This is a genomic window from Phormidium sp. CCY1219 (genome assembly GCF_035615515.1).
GTDB lineage: Bacteria > Cyanobacteriota > Cyanobacteriia > Cyanobacteriales > Laspinemataceae > CCY1219.
Genome location: NZ_JAJENT010000709.1, coordinates 1 through 16,954, shown reverse-complemented (window position 1 = coordinate 16,954; position 16,954 = coordinate 1). Strand labels below are relative to the sequence as shown.

Sequence of the window (16,954 nt, the reverse complement as noted above, 5' to 3'; positions counted from 1 at the left end):
AACCCAGATCTCAAAGGTCTGGGCGCAGAAGCCCGCGCCGTACCGCCTAAGCGGTCGGCGTCGGGAGTACGTCACCTAGGAGCAAAAGTGGCGATCGCCTCATCCCCGATCTCGCGAGGTGCAATGGCACCGTGCTGCTGGCAGATTCGTGGATGGTCACTCCTTCGCTGATGCAGCAATTCCGGGGATTTCAGAACTCTCATGGCTCAAGTTCCGGTAAAAACTGCGCGAGAAAGAAACATTAAGATTACCATTCTCCGAATTCGGTGGATAGAATAAACCCAAGTCAGATCGGATCGGCTGAACTGACTCCACCACTTGCACACTCTATTGAGGGGCATCACCGCCATTGCCATCATGTTTCAAACTGCTACAACTCACCTTCCTGACGCCACTGGAACCGATGCACTCTTCGATGTGGAACTTCGCAAGGTCTTTAAGGTCTTTGACGGCGAAACGGCTGTCCGAGCGGTAGACCTGCAAGTTCGTCGTGGGGAATTTTTTAGCATCCTCGGGCCTTCCGGTTGCGGTAAAACCACCATGCTGCGATTGATCGGGGGTTTTGAAACTCCCTCGGCGGGAGAAGTGCTGATTCGCGGGAAGTCGATGAACCAAGTCCCCGCTTATCAGCGCCCGGTGAATACGGTATTCCAAAGCTATGCCCTGTTCAACCACATGTCGATCGCCCAAAATATTGCTTTCGGGTTGCGGATTAAAGGCTACAACAAAGCTCAAGTGGAAGAACGGGTGAAAGAAGCGCTTAATTTGGTCAAAATGGAGTCTTACGCCAATCGCTTTCCTTCCCAACTCTCGGGGGGTCAGCAGCAACGGGTGGCGTTGGCTAGGGCGCTGGTAAATCGCCCCACGGTGGTTTTGCTGGATGAACCTTTAGGCGCTTTGGATTTGAAGCTGCGTAAGCAAATGCAGGTGGAATTGTCAAACCTGCACCGGGATTTGAGCTTGACGTTTGTGATGGTGACTCACGATCAGGAGGAGGCGCTCTCTCTGTCGGATCGCATCGCGGTGATGCATGATGGCAGAATCGAGCAAGTCGGCAGGCCTACGGAAATCTACGAGCATCCTCGCAGTGCTTTTGTGGCTGATTTTATTGGGGAAACTAATTTGTTGCCCGGTCGGTTGGAAAATGGCGATCGCGCTGGCGTGTTGATTCGCACGGGCAGCGGACTGAAAATTGCCGTGCAACCGCCTGATTCTTGGAATGAAAATGCCACCCAGCTCACGGTCAGCATCCGTCCGGAAAAGATTAACCTCAGTCTCTATCCCCCGGAGGTGGAGGTCAATTGCTTTGAAGGTCGTCTGAAAAATGTCATGTATCTGGGCACCCACGTGCAATATCTGGTGGAATTACTCTCGGGCGATCGCCTGACGGTCTTGCAACCCAATACGGTGGCGAACACTCTCCCAGACCCGGATACCCCCATCTATACCCATTGGCATCCCACTGACTGTATCGCTTTGGCTTCTACTCACCCGGATGGCGCGGTGGGATGAATGAGTCTATCCTCTCAATCCCCTATCTGTTGCACTAAACACCCACGATACCCACCATGAATTTACAGGGAGTCAATCAATTTTTAGCAGAACTCGAATCCCACTGCCCCCAACGAGCGATCGCTACTTTTCTCGGAAGTGATGGTCAACCCTTCGCGATCGACCTGACTCGCAAAGGCACCCAAATCATTTATGGCTCTCAACCGCAGATGAAAGAGTTGCTGATTGCCAAACTCCTCCACCACACCCATCCGGTGGCTTCGTTAATCCTGCGCTCTTTTCTCCCAGAATTGGACGAACTGACTCAACTCCCCATTAAAGAAATCCGGGGCTATGTCCTCAAACGTCTCGGTTCGCAATTAGAATTTGAAAAGCTCTCCCCGGAACAAATGTTTGCCTGCCAAAATACCGATGCCGAAACGGGAGAACCTCTCCCCCTCGAACAATCGGTACGCTACTGTTAACTGATATCCTGCTGGTCACAGACAACACAAGAGAAAATAGTGCCGACCCCTGATTTGTCTCAATCTCGCATCTACAGCGCAACTACTACGCGGCGTCAGTTCTTGCGGACGTCTGCGGCGGCCCTGTCTGGTCTCGCACTGTCGAGTTGTGGATGGACTTTGGGCGCAACGCCTAGTGAAGGGGAAGTCGAACCGGGTGCTAATGATTTGGTGCGCTCGACTTCTTCCGATGAACTGTTCATCTACACCTGGTCCGATTACACCGATGAGGAGTTGCTTGCAAGTTTTACCGCAAAAACTGGCATTAAAGTCATCGTCGATATCTTTGACTCGAATGAGGCAATGTTGGCGAAAATTCAAGCCGGTGGCGGTAGCTCTTACAGTATCATCTATCCCTCGGATTACATGGTGGGTCGGATGGTCCAATTACAATTGCTCCGTCAAGTCGATCGCTCTCGTCTGGTGGGTCTGGACAATCTATTCCCCAAGTTCCAAGACCCACTCTACGATCCGCTCAACCGCTACAGCATTCCCTTTACCTGGGGCACTACGGGTCTGATTTACAACGCCGCTAAGCTTTCTAGTCCGCCCCAAGATTGGGATTATCTCTGGCAACAAGAATCGCAATTGTCTCGCCGCGTGACGTTGATGAATGACGTGCGCGAGGTGTTCGGCGCTGGTTTGCGATCGCTGGGCTTCTCTTATAATTCCACTGACTCGGACCGGATTCGCTCGGCTTACCAACATCTGGTAGACCTCAAACCGACTTTGGCGAATTTTACCACCGACGGTTGGCGCGATTTAATCCTGGCAGGGGATTTGGAAGTGGCAATGGGCTACTCGTTTGATGCTCTGGCTGTATCTGACGAAAATCCCGACCTCCAGTATTTGGTTCCTCTCAGTGGTTCTTCTCTGTGGACCGATACAATGGTAATTCCAAAAAATGCTCCGAATGTTGAAGGAGCCTATGCCTGGATGAATTTTATGCTCCAACCAGAAGTCTCTGCGGCTCTCATCGAACGTCTCTATTTCGCGACGCCCAATCGCGCCGCTTACAATCTTTTACCCCCAGAATTCCAAAACAATCCAACTCTTTTCCCTCCGGAATCTATCCTCGATCGCTGTGAAGGAATTCTCCCCCTGAGTTCGGACAAGGAAAAGGAATATGCCCGCTATTGGATTCGCTTGAAAAGTGTTTAAGGGTTCCATGACTCGACTATCGCCCAGGGAATTATCTATTTCTCGCTTTCGAGAAATAAGAACTAGCATTAATGAGGCTTATATTGGCAATTACTCTGTCATTTTATGGTTCAGAAAAAGCAGGAATGACTTACTTGAAATCAACAGTTTTTATTCTTCCTTTCCGCGCTACATTGCGTGGGGGTTAAAACAAACGGTGCAGATGTTTTCACGAATGGCCTGGTTTGGGTGCAAAATATGACTCCTCCCACTACTGTTTCTCCAAGCAAACCGAAAAACGAACCGAAAACGGGACGTCGGCCAAAACCCAATTGGCTCGGCCCTTTGGCATTACTCGGACCGGCAGGAATTTGGTTGCTGCTGTTGCTGGTTCTGCCCACTCTGGTGATTTTTCAACTGAGTTTGGTGCCGGAAATTCAACCGGGCGATCGCGTGATTCCCTCGGGTCTGGATAACTATTGCCGCGTTTTGGGCTTCGAACAATGCAAGCTGTCGGATTTCGACCCGGTTTACTTACAAGTTATCGGGCGATCGCTGTTTTTTGCCACCGGCTCGACGCTCCTGTGTCTGCTGTTGGGCTTTCCGGTTGCCTATTGGTTGGCCCTGGATACGCCAAAACGCTGGCGCAATTTACTGTTGCTTGGCTTTGTTTTGCCCCTGTGGACTTCTTCTCTGCTGCGCTCTTATGCCTGGAAAACGATTCTGCGCCCCAGCGGGGTTCTCAATACTATCCTGACGACTATCGGACTCCCTTCTGTGGATTTGCTACACCAAAGTTCGGCAGTTCTTATCGGCATGAGTTACAGTTTCTTGCCCTATATGGTGCTGATTCTCTACGCTTCTTTAGAAAAGCTGGATCGTCGGTTGTTAGAAGCAGCTTCGGATTTGGGCGCAAACCCGGTGCAGGTGTTTTGGAAAATTACGGTTCCTCAAACTCTACCGGGAATTGCAGCGGGGTCTTTGTTGGTGTTTATTAGCGCAATGGGGGATTTTGTCAATCCGGAATTGTTGGGCGGCGCGTCTAGTATGACGGTCTCTCGATTGATTTACGATCAGTTTTTGGGCGTGGCGCGCGATTGGGGCTTTGGGTCGGCGCTGAGTATGGTGTTGATTATGGCAGTGAGTCTGGCGATCGCTGGCTTGATTCGCTTCGGCGATGCCTCTCCTAAAAAATAATAATGGCTCGATTAATGTTAACCGTAGGTAATGTGGAAGTGGTGAAGGTTGATGGCACAAACCCATCTCAAACAGGAGGACATTCCGGTAGATATGATGAACAGCAAGCCGAGAATTAATGTCTCTTGGCAGCTCGCGTTTGCCGGAGTGATGTTCTTTTTCATGTATTTGCCAATTCTGGTACTGGCGTTTTACAGCTTCAATCAGTCTCGCTATAGCGCGGGATGGGAAGGGTTTACGTTGAAGTGGTATCTCAGCTTGTTTCAAGATGAGTCGATTCTTCATGCCCTGCAAAATAGTTTGATTGTCGGATTTTCTGCGATCGCAATTTCGGCGGTGGTGGGGACGTTAATGGCCGTGGGATTGGCCCGCTATCGTTTCCCGGGCAAAACTTTATATCTGGGCGTGTCTTATCTACCGTTAATCGTTCCGGATATCGCGATCGCTGTGGCAACTTTGGTCTTCCTCGCCGCCGTACAAATTAATTTGAGCATCTGGACGATTATTGCCGCCCATATTGTCTTCTGTTTGGCTTATATCGGTTTGGTGGTCTCGACTCGCCTGAATGATTTAGACCCCCATTTGGAAGAGGCTGCCCTGGATTTGGGCGCAACGCCAGTGCAAGCGTTTCTCCAAGTGTTGCTCCCTCAATTGATGCCAGGAATTATCTCCGGTTGCTTGTTGGCTTTCGTCCTTAGTTTGGACGATTTGTTAATCGCCAGTTTTACCGCCGGTAGCGGCGCAGTCACTCTGCCAATGGAAATTTTCGGTCGCATTAGAACTGGGGTAAAACCTGATATTAATGCCCTCAGTGTGGTGCTGATTCTCGCCTCGGGTGCGATCGCCTTTATCGGCGAGTTCATCCGCTCTCGCAGCGAACAAAAACGCCGCCAATAATCTCCGGCAAAACCGAACCCTGATTTTTTTCGCTTTTTTGTCAATCTGGGGTTGACTCTTTTTGCGATTTGCGTTAAAATCTGAATAATGGGAAAGGTGTGGCCATATATATAGGGTTCCGCAAGTCACCTCCCCCCTCATGTGGAACCATTTAACCCCTGAATTAGCCCAGTTGGCAATAAAATACGCGGCGTTTCGACCGCAAAATCCTGCGGGTTTCGGGTGACAATTCCCTCCAGTTCATTCACCCTAGCCGTGGCATACTCAATCCTCACCTGGCGCATCGCGAAAATTTGCCCCTAGGGCGATCGCAATTGCTTCTCGATTAACCGTGGCAATTTGCAAAAAGCTGAATATTGTTCTTAAAAAATTCCGAGTCGCAGATTTTCCTTTGTCTTTCCGCTTATCGGTCAGTTTTTCCCACTGATGGCGTGGTAGTGGCGAAATAACTGTGGCGCTGTCGCCATAGTTTGGCTATCCCTAGGGTAGAAGGTTAAGCTAGCGGCGAAATAACTATTGCGGAAATCGGTAGAGTTTTCCATCCCTAGAGTGGAGAGTTGGGCTAGCGGCGAAATAACTATTGCGGTTATCGGTAGAGTTTTCCATCCCTGGAGTGGAGGGTTAAGCTAGCGGCGAAATAACTATTGCGGATATCGGTAAAGTTTTTCTATCCCTACTGCGTGAAGCGAAGTTACGCCCAAGGGAATCGCCCATCAAATTAATCCAATTTTCCTGTAGAGACGCCGATTCATCGCGTCTCCCACCGCGTCGCTACCAACAGACAACCTAACAACTGCAAGGATTGTTCTCTGTGGGTGGAATTGCGGAAGGCAAAATAACAGTTATCTGTGAGTAGCATAGCGTGAGAGACGCCACAAATGGCTGTCTCTACATGAGGGGAACCAAGGCATCGGCGCGAAAATTGTCCCGAAACGGGGAAGAACCCTGATGATAGCGACTTCCCTTTACTTCTTGCGCCAAATTTTGATAGTATCTCCAATGCCACCCACAAGAGTCTGTCCATCGGGGCTAATTGCTACAGAATAAACATTGCTGTAACGATCCTCTAGGGTGCGAATTAAATTTCCGGTTGCCAGATTCCAGATTTTGATAGTATTGTCATCACTGCCACTGACAAGGGTCTGCCCATCGGGGCTAATTGCTACAGAATTAACCTCGTTAGAATGATCGTATAGGGTGCGAATTAAATGCCCACTTGCCAGATTCCGGATTCTGATATTGCTCCAAGTGCCAATCACAAGGGTCTGCCCATCGGGGCTAATTGCTATAGACTCACTCATGCTGGAAGTACCCTCTAGGGTGCGGATAAAATCCCCGGTTGCCAGATCCCAGATATTGATAGCAACGAATGGCGGACTACTACCACTGACAAGAGTCTGCCCATCGGGGCTAATTGCTACAAATTGAACCGCGTTGAAAACAGGGTAATCACCCTGGTTGGTGATGCTGCGAATTAAATCGCCGGTTTCCAGATTCCAAACTTTAATCCTTGCATCATCACTGCCACTGACAAGGGTTTGCCCATCGGCGCTAATTGCTACAGAATTAACTATGCCGAAATGATCCTCTAGGGTGCGGATTAAATCGCCGGTTTCCCGATTCCAAATTTTAATCGTTTTATCATCACTGCCACTGACAAGGGTCTGCCCATCGGGGCTAATTGCTACAGAATTAACCCTGCCGACATGACCCTCTAGGGTGTGGATTAAATCCCCGGTTGCCAGATTCCAGATTTTAATCGTTTTATTATCACTGCCAGTGACAAGGGTCTGCCCATCCGGGCTAATTACCATAGAATTAGCTATGGAACGATTTTCTAGTGTATTTGCTAGGCTGAGATCGCAATAGCTTTCTCTCCTGAAAACGCAGGGATTCTCTTTTAGAGCGCTATACAAACCTACGCCTGCGCCGCCCAACGCCCCCAGGATCAATAGCCCCGTCAATAAAACCGATTCCCCTTGACTTACAGGCCGCCGATATAGTAACGGATTACGCCATTCTTGTGACGAATTAGGAGGTGGATTCAGATCTACCGTTGTCTCTAACTGGAGATTAGGAGGTGTCTCTAACTGACGTTCCAGTTCCCCAATGCGCTGCAATAATTCCCGAGCATTCCAAGGTCTTTTGCTAGGAATTCGGGCCATTAAACTATCGATAAAATTTAAGAACAGGGGCGAGGTTCCTAAAACATGACCGCGCCAGTTTAACTCATCATTATGAGCATCATACAAATCAACCGGCTCCTCTCCAGTTAATAAATACACAAACGTCCGTCCCAAGGCAAAAAAATCGGATTGCGGTAGGGCTTGGCCATTCTGCTGTTCTGGAGGCGTATATCCGGCTGAACTCACTGAGGTAATGCTGCCCGCCCCACCCATTTTCGCTAAATAAGTATAAGTTTCTTGCCGCGCCGTGCCAAAATCAATCAATACCAATTGTCCATTGGGGCGCAACATGATATTTGGCGGCTTAATATCTCGATGAAAAAACTGCTTCTCATGGACAAGCTGCAAAATATCGGCAATTTCTTTTAACCATTCAATCGCTTGTTCCTGAGTAATCCCTTGATTGTGCCTTTGGTCTAACCACTCCTGTAAATTTACCCCCTCAATTTTTTCCATGACAATGCAGTGCAGCCCCACACCCTGTTTTGTCTGATACTGGAAGTAACTATCGACTTGGGGAATACCAGGATGAGAGAGTTGCCCCAAAACTTTGACTTCTCGCTGAAACAATTCAACGGCTTTTGCGTTGCTATTCCACTCTTGTTTCAGGACTTTGAGAATTTTTGGGATACCGAGATGGTCTACTTCGTAAATGTTGCCAAACCCGCTGCGATCGCTCAACAGTCGCATAATGCGATAGCGCCCTTCGAGGAGTAAATCGGAACCGCAACTCTGACAGTAGCGGCGATTGAGATTATCCGGGCGATCCGGTTGGCGGCAATGGGGGTTAATGCAAAGGCTCATACGGTTTCAGGTTTGGCGAATGGGAGGAACTCAGGGCGGTAGAAAGCCCACTGATTGCCAATGAACTGCCAGCCTGCAATTATGCCTGCCCGGAGTATTCCCTCATTATGGCATAGCAATGGGCGATCGGGTAGGGAAAGATGAAAGTCTCGGGTATAAAGCGTTATTTCCGGTTAAGAAGCATCCCGAATGCCTACCTTGTGTCCTCTACTGGCGCGGTTGTCAGGGCACAAGAAACCGAGTTGACTATTGCTCACTTGTTGTAAATTCGTACAACGGTGCAAAATTCGCTTGGTCACTGTTGGTTTATGCCTACCTTAAATTGCCCTCGTTCAGGGTTGAAATTCCTGCATTCAAAAACGCGCCTAAAAATTCGGCCACCTTCTCCGGATGCTGCCCGATCGCGGTTTCATCGGAAAGCACAATTCCATCAAAACCCGCTTGTTGGATATCGTACAAATGCACTACTTCGCTGCGGGTGGGTTTGGGGAAATGGGTCATATATTCCAACACTTGACCCGCTAAATACTTCGGAGACGATAACTCGGGAAAGGCGCGGATAAATTGAGCTTGCAATTGCCCCAAGGCGGTTAATCCCGCTTGTGCGCCTAAATCGCCGCGACACAACCACAATTCGTCAAATACTCTATCGATAGTGTTTAAATGCATCAAAGATTCCGGGCGTTCTAATTTAGCGATTAAATGGCGATCGCCGATAAGTTGGCGCAACAGTGGTGCTTCCGTACCATCGAAGACAAAGGAACAGGCAAACTGCACGAAGGGATACTGCAATCCCACCGCGATCGCTGCTTTATCTCCCTGGGAAACCTGGGTAAAGGGTACCGGATGATGGGTGCGATTGATGCCTTTACAGGAGTCTAATGCCCCATTTTGAATTACTCTCCCTCGGGCCGTTTGCTTATCGATGATTTCGGTAATTTCTACTTTGATTTTAGCATCGTTGAGAGACAAAATATCGCCTGTAGCTAACACGCGAAATAAATCCGGATGGGGAACGGGTAGGCGTTGTCGGCTGTGGGATTTATCTCCTAAAAATAAGCAGATGTTTTCTGGAATTTGCTCACAGTTGGGATAGGAACCGATTCGCATTTTCGAGCCTTGCAGGTCTAAAACCACAGGCAATTCGGTGCCAATTTGGTGAAAAGTATCGGTGAGTTGGGTTAACCAGCGGTTCAAGCTTTGGGCATTTGAATGCGCCACGTTCAAGCGAAAGCGATCGCTAATTTTGCTTAACTTGAAAATCAGGTCTGGATTGCTGCTTGCCGGTCCTAAAGTGCAAATCGCTTTCATCAAAACTCGCTCTCTATTACTTGACTAACTGAGGAAACCTGTAAGGTATAAAAAAGGGTGGGCGGTACCCACCCGACAGCTATGTGGCGGTGAGTGGCAGTTAAAGGGGAACTTTGGCTAATGCGGCGCGAATCACATCCGACCCTGCGCCGGGAAGGTGTGCGTTTTCGCTGATATGGCGTTTCCACGCTCTGCTTCCCGGTTGCCCGGTGAATAATTGTAGCATGTGACGGCTGATTTTATGCAGGGTAATCCCTTTCGCCATCCATTCATCGATATAGGGAAGCATGGCGTTAACGACTTGGTGACGGGTGGGCGGGGCGACGGGTTCGCCGTAGATGTCGCGATCGCAGGTGGCAAATAAGTAGGGATTATCGTAAGCGGCCCGTCCGATCGTTACCGCATCTACCTGCTGTAAGTGAGTTCGCACTTGGTCTAGGGTGACGATTCCGCCATTGATGTCGATAATTAGGTGAGGGAATTCTCGTTTGAGCCGATAAATATCCTCGTAACGCAAGGGGGGAACCGTGCGATTTTCTTTGGGATTTAAGCCGGATAACCACGCTTTGCGGGCATGTACGATAAAGCGCTGACAGCCGGTGGCGGATACAGTGCGAACGAAGTGCGCCATGTCTTCATAGCGATCGCGATCGTCAATCCCGATCCGATGTTTCACGGTGACGGGCAAGTTGGTTGCTTTTTGCATCGCCTCCACTCCCCGCGCCACGCGGTCCGGTTGTGCCATCAAACAGGCCCCGAAGTTGCCGTTTTGTACCCGAGAACTGGGACATCCCACATTTAAGTTAATCTCGTCATACCCCATATCTTTCGCAATGCGCGCACTTTCGGCAAGTTCGGTGGGGTCGTCTCCGCCCACTTGTAGCGCCAGGGGCTTTTCTTCCGGGGAAAATCCCAGCAGCACTTCGCGATCGCCGTGCATAATTGCCGCCGTGGTTATCATTTCCGTATAAAGCAAGGTGCGGCGGGTAATCTGGCGCATAAAATAGCGAAAGTGGCGATCGGTTCTATCCATCATCGGGGCCACGCTTAAGAGATGTGCCGTTTGTGCGGATTGGCGGGTTTCTTGGGGTTGGGATAAAAGTGCTGTGTTGTTTCCTGTCATTGTTCTGCGTTGAATGGGTCTCGCTTGCTTCGCCTACATGGGGTAGGATAAAGTAGGGTTCGCTGTGGGTTCCGGGTTGCACCGGGAAATGGCATCAGGCGCTGTTTCCTTGGGTGTTTATTCTATCCAGAGTCACGCGATCGCCGGTGAATTCACCCCGAATGCCGACTCGACTAATTTAGCATTTTCAACCGGACAATGGCCGCGATCGGGCAAACCTGTCAAAATGGGGCGAATTATGGCATAATGAAGAAAAACCACACTGACATTTATTCCTTGGAGGTCGAATCAGAAAATGGGACGCCAAGCTAAGTTAAAAAAACTCCGTCACTCTCAACCCGCGCCATCTGCGCCCGACGCGCAACCGCAACTGGAAGCGCCGACGCAATTCGTGCGCCAATTGGAACGAGAAGGATATCAATTGAATGGGATGACCTCGAGTCCCGATGTGCCACCACCCCCTCGCGAACCGAAGCGGGATCCGCAGGTGTAGCGGCGCAAGTGAGGCGATCGCGCCCTGGAGTGGTACAATAGAGGTGAGAGATTTAGTATAACTCAGTTGTCCCCCATTATAACCCGATCGCCGTCAACGCAAATCCTACTCAACCCAATTCTCTAGATTCAAACCCTCAACTCGGCTAAACTCTTTAATATTATTAGTCACTAATATCAGTCCCCGATTGACCGCTTGAGCGGCAATCAGTAAATCATAACTGCCAATGGGTTGCCCTCGTTGCTCTCAGGCGGCTCGAATTTCGCTAAATTTTTGAGCATCTTCTGGGCAAAAACCGACAATTTGAAACGGCAAACAAAAGCGAGTTAAGGTTTCTCGATCGCCCTGGGTGTTTTGGCTTTTTGTTGCTCCATATTCTAGCTCTGCTAAAGTAAATGATAGAAAGTCCAACCTCTCCAGAATCGAGTTTTTGCAATCGCTCCTTAACCCTCAAAGGTCTTTGTTTAATGACATAAATAAAAATGTTAGTATCGAGTAAAAATATCATTCAAACATATCCTCTCGTCTTGGAATTTTAGGTGGTTCTCGAAACCTCTAAAAAGTCCGAGCTAAACTGAGATAAGTTATTCCACCAAGTTTCATCAAAACATGGCTTTGCTTGAGAGTCTTGTTCCTGAGTTCGGCGATCGTCAGCCATAATTTGATTAATATAGGCTAAAACCCGATCGACCTGGGATTCCGGGAGGGTTTGAATGGCTTGAATCAGTTTTTCTCTGGCTGTCATCTGTTGTTCGCTTTTATGAAGTGGGCATGGTTCGACCCGATCGCGGCTCAATTCTCCTCCATTATAACCCGATCGCCGTAAACGCTGGTCAATCATAAGCTTCTACAAAGGGGGGTCGTTCAATAAATCCAAACACTCTTCCACCTCTTTCATTTCTTCCTCCATTGGCACAAAAGCGATCGCCATTTGCTGGTGATGCAACCCCTGTTAATTCAACTCCGGCGCGGGCGCCAGGAGATTTAGGGGCGATCGCCTCTGATTTATGCAGATTTGCCGTTAGTCATCGTAGCTGAAACGCAAGGGTACGAATTCACTGGAGGATTGGGTTTTGCACAAAACCTCTTTATCGTCGCGGGCGTTTTTCACGCAACTCACCTCGCGCTTAAATTGTTCTAGGTTGGTTTTATAGTTCCCCGGGTCGATCCGCAATTCTTCCCGAAATTGACCCCAAGTTACATCAACTACTTCCTCCTCGCAAATCATTTCCACTTCGCCGCGTTCGATGTCCATATCTCCCACATCTACTTCAAATTCCGCATCCTCGATTTCTAGGATGGTGCAGGTTTCCAGTTCCGCGCGATTCCCGCAACTGGTTAAAGCACTCATCGCCACCGCAAAACCGGCAATGGCGATCGCCCGGATCCGTTTCCGCGATTCCGCATTGTTGTTTAAACTCATCTCTAACCTGGGATAGATTGCAGCACTATTTTAGCTCAGTTTTTCTGTCCCTTTTGTCAGTTTGATTACCACAGTTTTGTCCGCTTGTCAAGCCCTCTTGAAAGCGAATCTAACGATAAATATTCCGCAAGTACAAAGTCGAACCCCATATCCTTATCTAAGGATAGCACCGCTCGTCATTGTGGTTTGAGATTGCTATCTGGTCAATCGTCGTTATTTCCTGTCCCCCAGCGTCACCCTCAGCGCTGTTGGTTTCGCTTCTGTACCCCTCGGGAGGGCGATCGCCTTTTTTTACTCCAATCAATGAAGCATTTTGTCACCAGGGAACCTAGAATAGCAAAGGCGAAACTCAGCAGAAAAGCGAAAATAAACGGATGAGGGCGATCGCCGTGGTATTCTTGCCAGGGAAAGGTCATGGGTTCTTGCTGGAAGATTAACGCTGTAGTCGAAGCCACGATCGCCCCCACCGCAATTCCCACCCCAACAGTTTGGATTTGGTTTTCCAGGGTGCGATCGCGTTCGGCTTGGTCAATTTCCGCTAATCCCCGAATCGTATTAATTGCTGTATCTAACAGCCGTTCCCCTTGCTGAAGATATACCAAATCCGCCTCAATTTGCCGTTGAAACGCCCCAAAAATATGATTCGCCTTATCCCGCCAACCCGTCAAATCACTTTGACTTTTTATCTCCATGCGCGTCAAAGTATTCAGATGATTTTGCCGATTGATTTTAATGGTATTCTCGAACGTGACCAAATTCCGCATTCGTTGAGAATAACGCAACGATAAATCCAACAAATTCTTAATTTCCTGCTTTAATCCCCTTAACTCGTCCTCCGACAAATCCGGCGGAACAGTCGTGGCAATATTCGGCGGAAACGTCCGAATCGTCTTCTCTATCGTTTCAATATCCCGATTCGCCCTTTCATATTCCTCACGACTATCGAGGTAATTTTGATGAATCTTGCGCTCATAAAAAAACAACTCCGGTAACGACCATTGAACCCCATTCAGTTTCTCTTTACTCTCCTCTGAAAATAGCAGCAAAATCAGAATATGTCCGTAGGGATGGCGATTATAAAAATCCTGATATTCATACAAAAATCCCCCTAAAAACTCTCGACTTGCCCAGAAAGGCGGCGCGGTTTCTAGTGAGTCTAATTTTAACAAGTTTTGTAATAGTTCATCGGCCAAGTGTTTTCCCTTCTCCAGAGTCGCTGGGGGAGAGTCGATAAAACCACTAAACAGTATCGTTGTCCCCCAAGATGCTTGTTTTAGATGAGTTTGCAGGGGTTCGTCTAAGGTTGATGAGGTTCCCGTGAAAAATGATTCAGGGGGTCTTAATTCCGCAATATCTGAGAATTTCACCCCATCTTGTCCCAGTTTTTGGGGACGCAATAAGTGCAACAAAAAACTATAGCTATCATTCATATATTGAGGGCGGAAAGCTCCTCGATATCTGGGCGACAAACTTAAGTGTTGAATCCCGATTTTGCCCGGATTATTGATAATTTTAAAAAATGGATTATTATTCTTATTATTAGTTAACTCTTCAAAATCCGCCCTAAATAGATAGTTTTGCATGACATATTCTAGGGTCTGGCTGCTCAGATAATTGTTTAAATTAATGAGAATTTTCAGAACAATTATCCTCATTTCACCCCACCATACAAACATCTGAATTGTATCAATATACTGAAGCCAACCATCAATAATTGACCAGGGGGATAACATCTCTTTTCGCAGTTTTTTAATCAGCGAATTCACCACTCCATAATCCGCCAATAACTCTACATAATAGGCAATCATTGACCTTAAATCTAAATCCTTGTCGGCTTGCTTAAGGTCTGTGGTTCTGAGGAGTTTTAAATGATAGGTAAATAACCGAATTTCTGGGGCATAAATAACCTTGTCTGTCATGATGATTGTTGCTCATGTTGCTTTTGAGCTTGGCTGATGGTTTCATCCACAAATCTAATCGATAAGTTAGTCAATCTCAGGATTTGCGTTTCGGTTTCGTCCTCATCTGGGTCTTCGTCTTCAGGAATCGCATCACCTTGGACGACTAGGAGAGCTTGGAGAATTGAACTATATTGGTGTTCTTTACACCATTTTGTAATGGCTCGTGCTATGGTTTTAATATCATCATTGGCTTGAGCGAGGCCCCCTTGCAGTTCGCCTAAATTGTCCCAAGCTGTGGGGGGGATAATCGCACTTTCCGGTTTTTTGCTTTCTCGATGCAGAAGCAGCAAGAAAGCCCGCACAATTCGTTCTCTTTCAGGTGTGGGCATGGTCTAACCTCATCATGACTCAAGTATTCTCTATTATAAACCCGTTGCCGTAAACGCTGACCAATAATAGGCATTAGCAAACGGGGGGTCATCAAATAAATCCAAACGGCCTTCCACTTCTTCGACTTCCTCCTCCGTCGCCTTCTGGTCATGTTCTAGCCAGTGGAGAACATCAGCAGAAGATACCCCCCGCAACCAGGTTTGAGCCGCTTGCAGGGCGACTGTCACCGAGGGATAGTCTGGTAAAATTTGATAGAGGCGCAGGGTCACCAGAGTCGCCGCCAGTTCATCCACATTCCAGAGACTGGCGACCACGGTTCGCGCTCCGGCGTAGAAAAAAGCACTGGATAATCCCACATAGTCATCAGTGTCGGACGTTTCCACTAAGCCAGTTTTGCAAGCCGACAGCACCAGCAGGCGACAGAGGGGAATATTAAGACCGTTGAAAATATCCAGAAACGTCAGCTTTTCCTGATTAGCCAGTCTCAGATAGGCGTTGAGGGGGTTGCGCTGGTCAAACTCACCGTGGCAGCCAAAGTGGACCGCGTGACTCTGCTCAAGGAAGGTTTGGGTCTGGGGTTGGGTGAAATTATCCAGGGTAGCTTGGTCGCGACGCAAGACTTGATGGGGGCTGAATTGGCGCAATAATAGTTCCACTGCTAATTCAGCAAAGGCGAGATTTTTCTTGTTAGTCGGGTTTTGAATGGCGAAGAAGGGGACCGTTTCCCGGTTGAGGGGGGGACGCTGCTGGAGGTTGTTGAGAATTTGACAACTGGGGGCATATTGGACCGGGAACCAGTCTTGCAGGCATTGGCCCTCACCCCCAGAAGGCGAGGGGAGAGAGACGGGGAGAGCGTGGAGGGGGATGAGGTGCAGTTCCCGGTGGGGAATCAGGATGAGCTGTTGAATCTGGGATAATTCAGCCAGAATGCGGGGGAGTTGCAGGGCACTGCTGAGGGTTTCCAGGCGTTGGGGGAGTTGCTTATTCCAGGTGTCTTGTCCGTAGTCGCTACGGTAGTCCTGTAGGGCTTGCTCCAGGTGTTGGCGGTCCTCGGCGTTGAAGGGGTGGGGGGTAATCTGGATTTGGTCGTTTTTGCGGGTGACAAGGAAGGCATAAAACCCGGATTCCGCTTCCCTGGGGAGATACCACTCGATGAGGGCGGTTTGGGGGTTGAGGAGGCGGCGCAAGTCCGGGAGTTGGGGGGGGACTTGTTGGGTGAGGGTGAAGGTGGGATCGTCGAGTTCCGTGAGCAAGTCTTGGAATTGCTGGTTAGCCGCTTGGAGTTGTTGGCGGATGAGGGTTTCGGGTGAGGGTTGGTTGGGGTGCTTCTCGGTGGCGGGGGTGAGAGTGTCGCTGCGGGTGTAGGCGAGTTGTTGTTGGTAGCTGGCGATTTGACGGCGCAAGTCGCTGATGCGTTGTTTTTGTTCGTCCGTGGCGTTTTTGGGGTAGAGGGTGGCGCTGTCGAGGAGTTCGATCAGGGTGCGGGATTTACTGCGTTCGACGGTGAGCAAGGCTTGGGCGTAGTCTTGGTGGTTGATGCAGGCTTGCACCATTTTTTGATAGATATTGAGGGAGTTGGTGATGAGTTCCCGTTTGGTGGCTTCGGAGGTGGCCCAGTAGCGGCTTTGTTCGATGGCTAGGATGGCTTGGTTGTAGCCTTCGATGGCGATTTCCCAGTTTTGGAGGTCGTAGCCGAGGTTGCCGAGGTTGCGTCCGGTGGTCAGGCATTCAAAGGGTAAAGAGGAGGGTGTATAAACTTCTAGGGCTGCTTTGTAGGAGGCGATCGCCTCCTCCATATTGTCAGCTTGCTCTCCCCGGATGCGGTTACAGTAGGCATTCCCCAAGCCCAGTTGAGTATCTGCCCAATCTTCGGGAAAGGCGGTGCGGGTAAAGACTTCGAGGGCAGCTTTGTAGCAGCGAATGGCCTCCTCGATATTGTCCGCTCGCTCTCCCCGGATGCGGTCACAGTAGGCAGTCCCCAAGCCAATTTGAGTCGCTGCCCACTCATAGGGAAAGGCGCTGCGGGTGTACACTTCTAAGGCGGCTTGGGTGCAGCGAATGGCCTCCTCGATAT

Annotated in this window: 15 protein-coding genes; 7 read left to right on the top strand and 8 right to left on the bottom strand. The window is 49.2% G+C overall.

The window, feature by feature from the left end:
- The first annotated feature begins 357 nt into the window (after positions 1 to 357).
- The 5 genes from LKK83_RS20985 (at position 358) to LKK83_RS20965 (ending at position 5,249) form a co-directional block, all read left to right on the top strand.
- On the top strand, positions 358 to 1,512 hold the full coding sequence (locus tag LKK83_RS20985; protein WP_324633280.1) for an ABC transporter ATP-binding protein: 1,155 nt from the start codon (positions 358 to 360) through the stop codon (positions 1,510 to 1,512).
- Positions 1,513 to 1,568: 56 nt separating this feature from the next.
- A complete protein-coding gene (locus tag LKK83_RS20980) occupies positions 1,569 to 1,976 on the top strand; it encodes a hypothetical protein (protein ID WP_324633279.1) in 408 nt (135 codons plus the stop codon).
- Between the two features lie 39 nt (positions 1,977 to 2,015).
- Positions 2,016 to 3,176: an ABC transporter substrate-binding protein gene (locus tag LKK83_RS20975; protein WP_324633278.1), complete on the top strand. Its 1,161-nt coding sequence runs from the start codon at positions 2,016 to 2,018 to the stop codon at positions 3,174 to 3,176.
- A gap of 237 nt (positions 3,177 to 3,413) precedes the next feature.
- Entirely contained in the window at positions 3,414 to 4,352 is a 939-nt protein-coding gene (locus LKK83_RS20970; RefSeq protein ID WP_442957349.1) for an ABC transporter permease, read from the top strand.
- Positions 4,353 to 4,403: 51 nt separating this feature from the next.
- Positions 4,404 to 5,249 (top strand): ABC transporter permease, encoded by an 846-nt coding sequence (locus tag LKK83_RS20965; protein WP_324633277.1) that lies wholly within the window; start codon positions 4,404 to 4,406, stop codon positions 5,247 to 5,249.
- Positions 5,250 to 6,214: 965 nt separating this feature from the next.
- Here the strand turns inward: LKK83_RS20965 and LKK83_RS20960 are convergent.
- The 3 genes from LKK83_RS20960 to dusA form a co-directional block, all read right to left on the bottom strand.
- Entirely contained in the window at positions 6,215 to 8,239 is a 2,025-nt protein-coding gene (locus LKK83_RS20960; protein WP_324633276.1) for a serine/threonine-protein kinase, read from the bottom strand.
- A gap of 312 nt (positions 8,240 to 8,551) precedes the next feature.
- Positions 8,552 to 9,550, bottom strand: a complete 999-nt coding sequence (locus LKK83_RS20955) for a pyruvate kinase (protein ID WP_324633281.1) — start codon at positions 9,548 to 9,550, stop codon at positions 8,552 to 8,554.
- A gap of 100 nt (positions 9,551 to 9,650) precedes the next feature.
- Positions 9,651 to 10,673: a tRNA dihydrouridine(20/20a) synthase DusA gene (gene dusA / locus LKK83_RS20950; protein ID WP_324633275.1), complete on the bottom strand. Its 1,023-nt coding sequence runs from the start codon at positions 10,671 to 10,673 to the stop codon at positions 9,651 to 9,653.
- Positions 10,674 to 10,761: 88 nt separating this feature from the next.
- Between dusA and LKK83_RS20945 the strand changes: the two genes are divergently transcribed.
- Together LKK83_RS20945 and LKK83_RS20940 are read left to right on the top strand one after the other, a co-directional pair.
- Positions 10,762 to 10,920: a hypothetical protein gene (locus LKK83_RS20945; protein ID WP_324633274.1), complete on the top strand. Its 159-nt coding sequence runs from the start codon at positions 10,762 to 10,764 to the stop codon at positions 10,918 to 10,920.
- A 48-nt stretch (positions 10,921 to 10,968) separates the two neighbouring features.
- Positions 10,969 to 11,166, top strand: a complete 198-nt coding sequence (locus tag LKK83_RS20940) for a hypothetical protein (protein ID WP_324633273.1) — start codon at positions 10,969 to 10,971, stop codon at positions 11,164 to 11,166.
- Between the two features lie 535 nt (positions 11,167 to 11,701).
- On the opposite strand, the gene LKK83_RS20935 is transcribed toward LKK83_RS20940, so the two are convergent.
- The 5 genes from LKK83_RS20935 to LKK83_RS20915 all read right to left on the bottom strand — a co-directional run.
- Positions 11,702 to 12,007 carry a hypothetical protein gene (locus LKK83_RS20935; RefSeq protein ID WP_324633272.1) on the bottom strand — a complete coding sequence of 102 codons (306 nt, stop codon included), beginning with the start codon at positions 12,005 to 12,007 and terminating at the stop codon, positions 11,702 to 11,704.
- A gap of 180 nt (positions 12,008 to 12,187) precedes the next feature.
- Positions 12,188 to 12,589 (bottom strand): hypothetical protein, encoded by a 402-nt coding sequence (locus LKK83_RS20930; RefSeq protein WP_324633271.1) that lies wholly within the window; start codon positions 12,587 to 12,589, stop codon positions 12,188 to 12,190.
- Positions 12,590 to 12,828: 239 nt separating this feature from the next.
- A complete protein-coding gene (locus tag LKK83_RS20925; protein WP_324633270.1) occupies positions 12,829 to 14,508 on the bottom strand; it encodes a hypothetical protein in 1,680 nt (559 codons plus the stop codon).
- Positions 14,505 to 14,879 (bottom strand): hypothetical protein, encoded by a 375-nt coding sequence (locus LKK83_RS20920; RefSeq protein ID WP_324633269.1) that lies wholly within the window; start codon positions 14,877 to 14,879, stop codon positions 14,505 to 14,507. The genes LKK83_RS20925 and LKK83_RS20920 overlap by 4 nt, the downstream gene beginning before the upstream one ends.
- A 33-nt stretch (positions 14,880 to 14,912) precedes the next feature.
- The coding region (locus LKK83_RS20915; RefSeq protein ID WP_324633268.1) for a CHAT domain-containing protein at positions 14,913 to 16,954 on the bottom strand (2,042 nt) is incomplete at its 5' end.